Here is an 8664-nt window from a genome sequence, read left to right on the forward strand (position 1 = left end):
CATGCTCGAAGGATTGTTGATCGGCCTCACAACGGCCATGTCCTTGCAAAACCTGCTGATGGTTATCGCAGGCTGTCTGATCGGCACTTTCATCGGAATGCTGCCGGGCCTTGGGCCTATGTCGATCATCGCCATCATGATCCCCGTTGCCATATCGATGGGCGATCCTTCCGCGGCCCTTATCCTGCTGGCGGGTGTCTACTATGGCGCGATCTTTGGTGGCTCGACGTCCTCGATCCTGCTGAACGCGCCGGGGGTCGCGGGCACTGTCGCTTCCAGCTTTGACGGCTACCCGATGGCGCGGCAGGGTCAGGCGGGCAAGGCGTTGACGATTGCCGCCATAGCAAGCTTTGCAGGTGGGACGATAGGCGCGCTGCTTCTCATGATCTTCGCACCGGCACTCTCGTCCGTTGCGCTCCTGTTTCATTCGGCGGAGTATTTCGCGCTGATGGTGGTGGGGCTTTCCGCGATTGCAGCGTTTGCGGGCACCGGACAGGTGGCCAAGGCGATGATCATGGCCATCCTTGGGCTGATCATGGCAACGGTTGGTGAGGGCGCGCTATTCAACCTGCCACGCTTCACCATGGGCATCATGGATCTGCAATCCGGGTTCGGCTTTATCACGCTCGCCATGGCGATGTTCGCTCTGCCCGAAGCCCTGTTTCTGGTTCTGAAGCCGAAAGACCTGCAAGGTGACGATGGTGAAATCAAGGACCTCCGCATTACGGGTTCCGAGGCGAAGGCCATCGCGCCCGTGATCGGGCGGCAATCTCTGCAGGGGTTCTTTATCGGCGTTCTGCCGGGGGCGGGCGCCACGATCGCCAGTTTTCTGGGCTATGCAGTGGAACGCAATATCGCGCCGAAGCACGAACAAGATGAATTCGGCAAAGGTTCGATCAAGGGTCTTGCAGCCCCCGAGACGGCCAACAACGCTGCCTGTACCGGTTCCTTTGTGCCGCTTCTGACCCTTGGAATTCCCGGCTCGGGCACCACGGCCATCCTGCTGGGCGCGCTTATCGCTCTGAACGTCACGCCGGGGCCGCGTTTGATGATCGACGAGCCGCAGATTTTCTGGGCCGTCATCATGTCGATGTTCATCGGCAACCTCGTGCTTTTGATCCTCAACCTTCCTCTGATCCCCTACATCGCCAGAATCCTGGCGGTGCCGCGCAACTACCTGATCCCGTTCATCCTGTTTTTCACGCTGATGGGGGCCTATATCGGGCAGAACAATGCGACCGAACTGTTGTTGCTGGTTGGCTTCGGCATCTGTGCCACCGCGTTGAAATTCGAAGACTACCCGCTTGCGCCGCTGCTGATCGGCTTCATTCTGGGCGGCATGATGGAGGACAACTTCGCGCGCTCCATGCAGCTTTACGATGGCGTTGCGTTCATTTGGGAACGGCCGATGACGCTGGCGCTGTTGGTGATCGCGGCAATTCTGGTCCTGCTGCCTAGTTACCGTGCAAGGCGCGCGAAGGCCCGAGCAGAAGGCGTTGCCGAGGGCGATTAAACGCGACCTGCATAATCCAGCTGAGTTTCAATTAAAGGAGCCCACGGGCGCATCAGCGCTTGCAGTGAAAAACAGACGTTCCCTCGGTTCGCACGCCAATGGTGCAGGATTAATGAGGCCTGGCCCTAGTCCGCTTAGCGGTAATTGTGCGGTAAGCGATAAGGCATTCCGAATATTGATGCGGGCTGCGAAAACGAAGTAGTTCCTTGTCGCCAGCGGATATCCGCGGTCTTCTTCAGAGGTGGCATTGCTTCCTTCGGAAGCTCTCTTATCAATATGTTTTTGAAAGTTAAGAATTGTTAAGTATGAAACTCCGCCAACCAGATATTTCAGATGCCTCCAGCATTGCAGCAATTTCTCTTGAAGTGTGGATCGGCACCTACCTGAAACGGGGCGTAAGCGCCTTTTTCGCCGACTATGCCCCGGATGAATTCACTCCGGCGAAGATAGAGAAGCTTATTCGAGACCCCAAACAGTTCATGCTCGTTTCGCAAAACACCGAAGGGATTGACGGGTTCATTCGTGTTTCCTCGGAGAGCAAAGCGCTGGTGCCGGGATGTTCTGATGTAGAGATTTCCACTTTTTACGTTCAGCCCCGCCATCATGGTAAAGGTATTGGCAAACGCCTACTGCGCGCAGCACTACAACACTGCCGTGAAACGGCGGTTGAATCCGTTTGGCTTGCAACCAACGCTGAGAATGATCCGGCAATTGCGTTTTATCTGGCTCAGGGATTTCTGCATGTTGGCGAGACTCATTTCAAAATTGATGACGAGAAATATCTGAACAACGTTTATTCATACCAGATTTCGTGATCCCTTGTGCCAATGGAAGTCTCCATATCTGAAGCGGCAAACCGTCTCGCAATTGCGGATCGGGTTTTGGTCATCGGTTGCTCTGGCGGTGGTAAAAGTACGCTGTCGCTCAAAATCAGTGAGCGTTTCGGATTGGAATACCAATCATATGATCGCGACGTTCGCTGGTTACCGGGATGGCGCACCCGGGATCGCGACGAACAGCGCAAGATTGTCGCTGACCTGGTCAACCGGGAACGGTGGGTGATGGATGGCACAACCGTATCGACGTTTGATCTGCGTCTGCCTCGCGCCGATCTTGTGGTTTGGGTTCGGGTCCCGCGCAGAACATCTTTGTTGGGCGTAGCGCGGAGGGTGCTGGCCAACTACGGTACAGTGCGGCTGGACATGGCAGAAGGTTGTCCTGAGCAACTGCCAGATTGGGAATTTCTGAGCTATATCTGGACATTCGAGAAACGAGTAGCGCCTCGCATAGTCGCTGCGGTTGACCACATTGCGCCAACCGTACCGTTGGTGATCCTCAGGTCTCGACGTGAATTTGAGGCGCTATTCTAAATTGGACGAAGACGTCGAAGCACGCACTCAGCATGCCGTCTTACAGAGCCTCCAAAGTATGAGCCAATCCATTTCGGATGTGGTCTTCCAGCAGTCTCTTCGCCGTGTCGGCGTCTCTGGCCAAGGCGGCATCGAACATGCCCTTGTGCTCTTTGACAGCCTCTTCGCCGCGATAGGTCAGCACGAGCATCTGATAGCGTAGATATTTGTCGTAGATGATCGAGTGCAGAGACAGAAGGTTTCTGGAGTTGCAGGCCGCGATCATCGCCTGGTGAAACTCCCAATCATATCGTTTCCAGGTTTCTTTCTCGGACTCGTCGCCCTTGAGAAGCTGCTGTTCCATCAGGTGCAGTTTGTGGTGTGCGGCAACAAGGTTGCCTTCCCAATCCGTGTCGCCGTTCGCAATGGACAACTCCAACGCGTGGCATTCCAACAGAACGCGCAGTTCCGAAATCTCGGTCAGGTCTTCGCGGGAGACCGGCGTGACCAGGAAACCCCGTTGCTCGGGCGCTTCGACAAATCCGTCGCTGGCAAGCCTGTTCAGGGTTTCACGAAGTGTCGAAAGGCTTGCCGAATAGCGCTCTTTCAGGGCGTCCAGCTTCAGTTTGGAGCCGGGCTGCAACTCTCCGAAGATGATGTCCCGCTTGATGCGCTGATAGGTGTTTGCCCCGATCGTGGACGGCTGTTTCGCCATGCATTTCACCCGATATTCTTGGTTTCTTCATCCAATTAGCATTTTTTGCAGACATCAGCAATCCAAACCGATGTATGGTAAAAATAAAAATATCATACATTATTGTGGAATCGCGAAAAGCCCAATACGGTCATGTTCCAATTGGGCAATGCAGCTCAGTCGCAAACATCGGGTTCGGGGTTTCCCGAACCACCGGGAAGGAAGCAAAGTGTCTCAGAACTTTCGCATTGCCATTGTCGGCATTGGCCTTGTTGGACGCCGCCACGCAGACGCTGTCCGAGCGTTGCGCCATGTTGATCTCGTCGCGGTTGTCGATCCCAGCGACGAAGGCCGTGCCTACGCGGCTGAGCACGGGGTCGCATGCTACGAGACCCTTGAGGAAATGTTTGCCAGTCAGACGCCGGACGGGGCTGTTCTTGCGACCCCGACCACGCTTCATGTCGAACAAGGATTGACCTGTGTTCAGCATGGTTGTCCCGTTCTCGTCGAAAAGCCGATCGCCGTGGAAGCCACCGCTGCACTGGAGCTTGTCCAAGCAGCGGAGAAGGCCAATGTGCCGCTGATGGTCGGACATCATCGTCGGCACAATCCCCTGATCCGGTCGGCTAAGGAAGCCATTGTCGATGGGAAGATCGGAGATGTCCGCGCTGTCCATGCGAATTGCTGGTTCTATAAGCCCGACGGATATTTTGACGCTGCGCCCTGGCGCAAGAAACCTGGTGCGGGGCCGATCTCGGTCAATCTTGTCCATGATGTGGATCTGCTGCGGTACCTGGCCGGAGAGGTCGTGACCGTACAGGCTCAGTCAGCTGCGTCGCAACGCGGTTATGACAACGAAGATGTTGCTGGTGCGCTGTTGACGTTCGAAAGTGGGGCGATCGGGACCATAAGTGTGTCCGACAGCATCGTCGCCCCATGGAGCTGGGAGATGACGTCTCAGGAATATCCAATCTATCCGTCGACCACCGAGAGTAGCTATATGATCGGTGGCTCTCATGGGTCGTTGTCGGTCCCAGATCTTCGTTTGTGGAGTTACCAGAGTGAGCAAAGGGATTGGTGGACGCCAATCTCTTCAACCGCGCTGAAGAAGGGGTCTTCTGATCCGCTGGTCAATCAACTCAGGCACTTTGTTGAAGTTGCTCGGCATCAAGCAGAACCGATTGTGTCTGGATGGGAAGGTTTCAGGACACTTCAAGTCATTGAAGCCATTCAGAATTCCTGCAGGACTGGTGAGACTGTCAGGATAAGTAGCCTTCAGGAAATGCAGCAACAGAGACTGTAGTTAATGAAAAATATCTGATATTTTGTAAAAAATATTGCAAAATGTCCAAAATAGGTCAAAACTCAGAATCGGAAAAATGCATCATGATGTCTCAGGGAGGAGCAAAGTGATTACCAAACTTACCCGCCGGGCTGCTGTATCAGCCCTGGTTGCAACCGGTGTTCTGTTTAGCGCGACAAGTGGTGCGCTGGCGGAAGACAAAGTCCAACTTCGCCTCGCAACATCAGGATCGGAGACCGACCAGCGTTCGGTCGCCATGGCCGAGGTTTTCGCGCCAATGATCGCCGATTTTGCAAGTTATGAGCCCAGCTATAACGGCACCATCTTCGCCCAAGGGACCGAACTGGACGCTATCAGCCGTGGCAATCTGGAAATGTCGATCACCTCGGCGCAGGAACTGGCACAGTTCTTCCCCGAGTTTTCGATCTTTACTGCAGGCTATGTCCATCAGGACGCCGCGCATCAGGTGGCTGTCTTCAACGATCCCTTGATGGATGCATTCAAGCAAAAGGCCGAGGAAGAACTGGGCGTCAAACTGCTGTCGGTCATGTATCTGGGCCGTCGTCAGGTGAACCTGCGCCAGCCCAAGGACGAACTGACAGTCTCGACGCCAGCCGACTTGGAAGGCGTGAACCTGCGGATGCCGGGCACGGATGCGTGGCAGTTCCTTGGCAAAGCGCTGGGTGCCGCCCCGACACCGATGGCGTTCTCCGAGGTCTACACGGCCCTATCGACCGGTGCCGTTGATGGTCAGGATAACCCGCTGCCAACCGTGGTGGATGCCAAGTTCTATGAAGTGACCAACCAGATCATTCTGACATCGCACTTGGTCGACCTGAACTACATCGCCATCGGCAAAGAGGTTTGGGATGGGCTGACACCGGAACAGCAGGCCAAGGTTCAGGAAGCGGCAGACGCAGCGGCTGAATCGGGCCGTCAGAAACAGCTTCAGAAGGAAGAGGACCTTGTCAGCTTCCTCAAGGAGCAGGGCATGGAGGTTTACGAGCCCGACCTCGCAGCGTTCCGCGATCAGGTGCAGTCGATGTATCTTGAAAGCGAGTTCGCCGGATCATGGCCGGACGGCGTTCTGGAGCAGATCAACGCTCTGGGCAACTGAGCCCAGTAAGACAAGGGAGGGAGAACCACAATGAAAGGCTTCATAAAGGGGTTCTCCCGGCTGACCGAAGCGATTGCCGGCGGGATGCTGGCGGCAATCTTCCTGATCTTCCTTCTGCAAATTCTTCTGCGGTACTTCTTCACCCCTGCCGGTTGGACGCTTGAACTCATCGGCATCCTCTGGGTCTGGGTGATCTTCTTCAGCTGCGCGTTCATCGTGCGCGAGCGGGATCATGTGAAGTTCGACATCATCTACCTTTCGGTGCCGATGCGCGTGCGTCAGATCTTTGCGATGCTGGCCGCCGCAGCAATCGTGGTGGGCATGCTCTACAGTTTCCTGCCGACATGGGACTACATCGACTGGATGAAAATCCGCAAAACCGCGACGGTCCGCAATCCGTTCTCGGGCGAGAAGATACCGTTGCGCACCGTGTTCTCAATTTATGCGGTCTTCATGCTGGTCGTAGCAGCGCGGTATGGATGGCTGTTCTTTGACATCATGCGCAATGGGCCACCTAAAACCGAACTTGAAATGGTCGTGGGATTTAACGTGGTGGACGATCATCCCCGTGTCGACGGTGAAGACGACGAGGACGCAGGCAAATGAGTTTTGAACTTCTTTCGTGCCTGCTGGCGCTTTTTGTTTTGGCAGGTATCGGGACACCTATCGGCTATTCCATCCTGTTGGCCTCATTGGTGTATCTGGGCACCGCCGGGCTGGACGTCGCCCTTGCGGGCGAGAAGATCCTGCAAGGATTTTACAAAAGCACGATCCTGCTTGCCGTGCCTTTGTTCATCGTCGCCGCCAATATCATGAACGCAGGGTCGATCACGGACCGCCTGCTGAATTTCTGCGTCGCTGCGGTCGGCCGGTTCAAGGGCGGCCTCGGCCACGTTAACGTGGTGGCATCGCTGATCTTCTCAGGCATGTCCGGCTCGGCTGTCGCGGATGCTGCGGGCATCGGCAAGATCATCATTGAGATGATGACCAAGGATGGCCGCTACAGCCGGGGTTATGCGGCGGCGATCACGGCGGCGTCGGCGACGATTGGCCCGATCATTCCGCCCTCGATCCCGATGGTTTTGTATGCGTTGGTCTCTAAGGCCTCTATCGGGTCGCTGTTCCTAGCCGGTATTCTGCCGGGCCTGATCATGGGCGTCGTCCTGATGGCGATGAACTACTATCTGGCTGGCAAGCGTAATTTTGCGTTGGAAGAACCGGTGCCGCTGCGCGAATTGCCTGCCAAAACCGCCAACGCGTTCCCGGCGCTGCTGATGCCCGCAATCTTGCTGTACGGTATATATGGCGGCGTCACCACTCCGACCGAAGCCGCCGCCGTTGCAGCATTCTACGCCTTGCTTCTGGCCGCGTTGTTCTATCGCGCGCTGACTTTCCGGGGGCTCTATCAGGTCTTCGTGGATAGTGCCCGGTCGTCCGCTGCTGTGGGCGTCGTCATCGGTGGTGCGTTCATTCTGAACTTCATCGTCATTCAAGAGCAAATCCCGCAGTCGATCTCGGCCCTGCTGGAGGGCTCGGACGTCAGCCCGATTGTGTTCCTGATCCTCGTCAATCTGCTGATCCTCGCGCTGGGCTGCGTTTTGGACGCGACGACGATCATTCTGGTCATCGTGCCCCTGTTCATTCCCACCTGCGAGGCGCTTGGGATCGATCTGGTGCATTTCGGAGTGTTGGTCGTCGTGAACTCGATGATCGGCCTGATCACACCTCCTTATGGCATTTTGCTCTTTGTGATCAACGCCGTGACGGACATTCCGCTGCGCGAAATCATCTCGGAAATCTGGGCCTTCTTGGCGGTGCTCATCTTCGCTTTGGTGATCATGATGCTGATGCCCGATCTGGTCCTGTGGCTGCCACGTCTGTTTGGATATCAGGGATGATGTGTCTCTCGGTTTCGACAACATCGATCCCCGGTGATCTGGCCGACAAACTGCAGGCCATCGCCGGGGCCGGATTTAACGGCGTCGAACTACACGAACCGGATTTGACCGCTTTCGACGGGCCGCCATCGCGAATCCGGGATATTGCATCGGACCTCGGCCTGAAGATTTGCCTGCTTCAACCCTTCCATAACCTTGAAGGACAGCCCAATGCCGGGCGGGAGCGCGCCTTTGATCGGCTGAAGCGCAAACTCGACCTGATGAACGAGTTGGGAACGGACTTGCTGCTCATCGGGTCTGCCTTCGAGGTCGATGCCGCTGCCACCGAAGAACAGGTCATCGCAGACCTTGCCGAGGCAGCCGAGATCGCGAAACAGATGGGTCTGCGTCTGGCCTATATGGGCTTGCCATGGTCGGATCTTATTCACTCGGACGCGCAGGCGCTGCGCATTGTCGAGGCGATTGACAGCCCTCATTTGGGGTTGGCCTTGAATTCCTTCTTCTCGCTTGCCGACGGGTCCAAACCTGCCCGCCTTCGGGACATTCCCGGAGAGCGGCTGTTCCATGTGCAACTGTCCGATGCACCCCGGCTTGAGATGGATATACGTCGGCTCAAACGGCATTTCGGGCTTCTGCCAGGGCTTGGGTCGCTGAACCTAGCGGGTTTCGTGCGGGTATTGTCCCGCGCCGGATACAAAGGGCCCTGGTCCATTGCGCGTGTTAACGAAGCGGCACCGCAACCCGGTGGCCGAACACTGGCCCGAGACAGCTACAGGTCGCTGGTGAACCT

The 8664-nt window shown here is 56.2% G+C and carries 9 protein-coding genes; 8 read left to right on the forward strand and 1 reads right to left on the reverse strand.

Going from position 1 to position 8664, the window contains the following annotated elements; translation table 11 throughout:
• Position 1 precedes the first annotated feature (1 nt).
• The 3 genes from MPJ51_RS15290 (at position 2) to MPJ51_RS15300 (ending at position 2883) form a co-directional block, all read left to right on the forward strand.
• On the forward strand, positions 2 to 1513 hold the full coding sequence (locus MPJ51_RS15290) for a tripartite tricarboxylate transporter permease (RefSeq protein ID WP_298388506.1): 1512 nt from the start codon (positions 2 to 4) through the stop codon (positions 1511 to 1513).
• 305 nt (positions 1514 to 1818) lie between these two features.
• The gene (locus MPJ51_RS15295; RefSeq protein ID WP_298388508.1) at positions 1819 to 2328 is read left to right on the forward strand and encodes a GNAT family N-acetyltransferase; all 510 of its coding nucleotides are present in this window, start codon (positions 1819 to 1821) and stop codon (positions 2326 to 2328) included.
• A 12-nt stretch (positions 2329 to 2340) separates the two neighbouring features.
• A complete protein-coding gene (locus MPJ51_RS15300) occupies positions 2341 to 2883 on the forward strand; it encodes a hypothetical protein (protein WP_298388510.1) in 543 nt (180 codons plus the stop codon).
• Between the two features lie 40 nt (positions 2884 to 2923).
• Here MPJ51_RS15300 and MPJ51_RS15305 read toward each other — a convergent pair whose 3' ends face one another.
• Positions 2924 to 3577: a GntR family transcriptional regulator gene (locus MPJ51_RS15305; protein ID WP_298388512.1), complete on the reverse strand. Its 654-nt coding sequence runs from the start codon at positions 3575 to 3577 to the stop codon at positions 2924 to 2926.
• 208 nt (positions 3578 to 3785) lie between these two features.
• On the opposite strand from MPJ51_RS15305, the gene MPJ51_RS15310 reads away from it, so the two are divergent.
• The 5 genes from MPJ51_RS15310 to MPJ51_RS15330 all read left to right on the forward strand — a co-directional run.
• The gene (locus MPJ51_RS15310) at positions 3786 to 4859 is read left to right on the forward strand and encodes a Gfo/Idh/MocA family oxidoreductase (RefSeq protein ID WP_298388513.1); all 1074 of its coding nucleotides are present in this window, start codon (positions 3786 to 3788) and stop codon (positions 4857 to 4859) included.
• 106 nt (positions 4860 to 4965) lie between these two features.
• Complete coding sequence (gene dctP, locus MPJ51_RS15315) at positions 4966 to 5976, forward strand: TRAP transporter substrate-binding protein DctP (protein WP_298388516.1); 1011 nt, start codon at positions 4966 to 4968, stop codon at positions 5974 to 5976.
• A gap of 30 nt (positions 5977 to 6006) precedes the next feature.
• The gene (locus tag MPJ51_RS15320) at positions 6007 to 6582 is read left to right on the forward strand and encodes a TRAP transporter small permease subunit (RefSeq protein ID WP_298388517.1); all 576 of its coding nucleotides are present in this window, start codon (positions 6007 to 6009) and stop codon (positions 6580 to 6582) included.
• On the forward strand, positions 6579 to 7874 hold the full coding sequence (locus MPJ51_RS15325) for a TRAP transporter large permease (protein WP_298388519.1): 1296 nt from the start codon (positions 6579 to 6581) through the stop codon (positions 7872 to 7874). Before MPJ51_RS15320 ends, MPJ51_RS15325 begins: the two co-directional genes overlap by 4 nt.
• Positions 7871 to 8664 (forward strand): sugar phosphate isomerase/epimerase (locus MPJ51_RS15330; RefSeq protein WP_298388521.1); only part of this gene is annotated, 794 nt, incomplete at its 3' end. The genes MPJ51_RS15325 and MPJ51_RS15330, both read left to right, overlap by 4 nt.

This window comes from Ruegeria sp. (assembly GCF_028066395.1).
In the GTDB taxonomy this organism is placed as follows: domain Bacteria; phylum Pseudomonadota; class Alphaproteobacteria; order Rhodobacterales; family Rhodobacteraceae; genus Ruegeria.

What these genes read in the sequence shown, in the direction of transcription:
- MPJ51_RS15290 (WP_298388506.1), top strand. Translation starts at nt 2, where the DNA reads ATGCTCGAAGGATTGTTGATCGGCCTCACAACGGCCATGTCCTTGCAA.
- MPJ51_RS15295 (WP_298388508.1), top strand. Translation starts at nt 1,819, where the DNA reads ATGAAACTCCGCCAACCAGATATTTCAGATGCCTCCAGCATTGCAGCA.
- MPJ51_RS15300 (WP_298388510.1), top strand. Translation starts at nt 2,341, where the DNA reads ATGGAAGTCTCCATATCTGAAGCGGCAAACCGTCTCGCAATTGCGGAT.
- MPJ51_RS15305 (WP_298388512.1), bottom strand. Translation starts at nt 3,577, where the DNA reads ATGGCGAAACAGCCGTCCACGATCGGGGCAAACACCTATCAGCGCATC.
- MPJ51_RS15320 (WP_298388517.1), top strand. Translation starts at nt 6,007, where the DNA reads ATGAAAGGCTTCATAAAGGGGTTCTCCCGGCTGACCGAAGCGATTGCC.
- MPJ51_RS15325 (WP_298388519.1), top strand. Translation starts at nt 6,579, where the DNA reads ATGAGTTTTGAACTTCTTTCGTGCCTGCTGGCGCTTTTTGTTTTGGCA.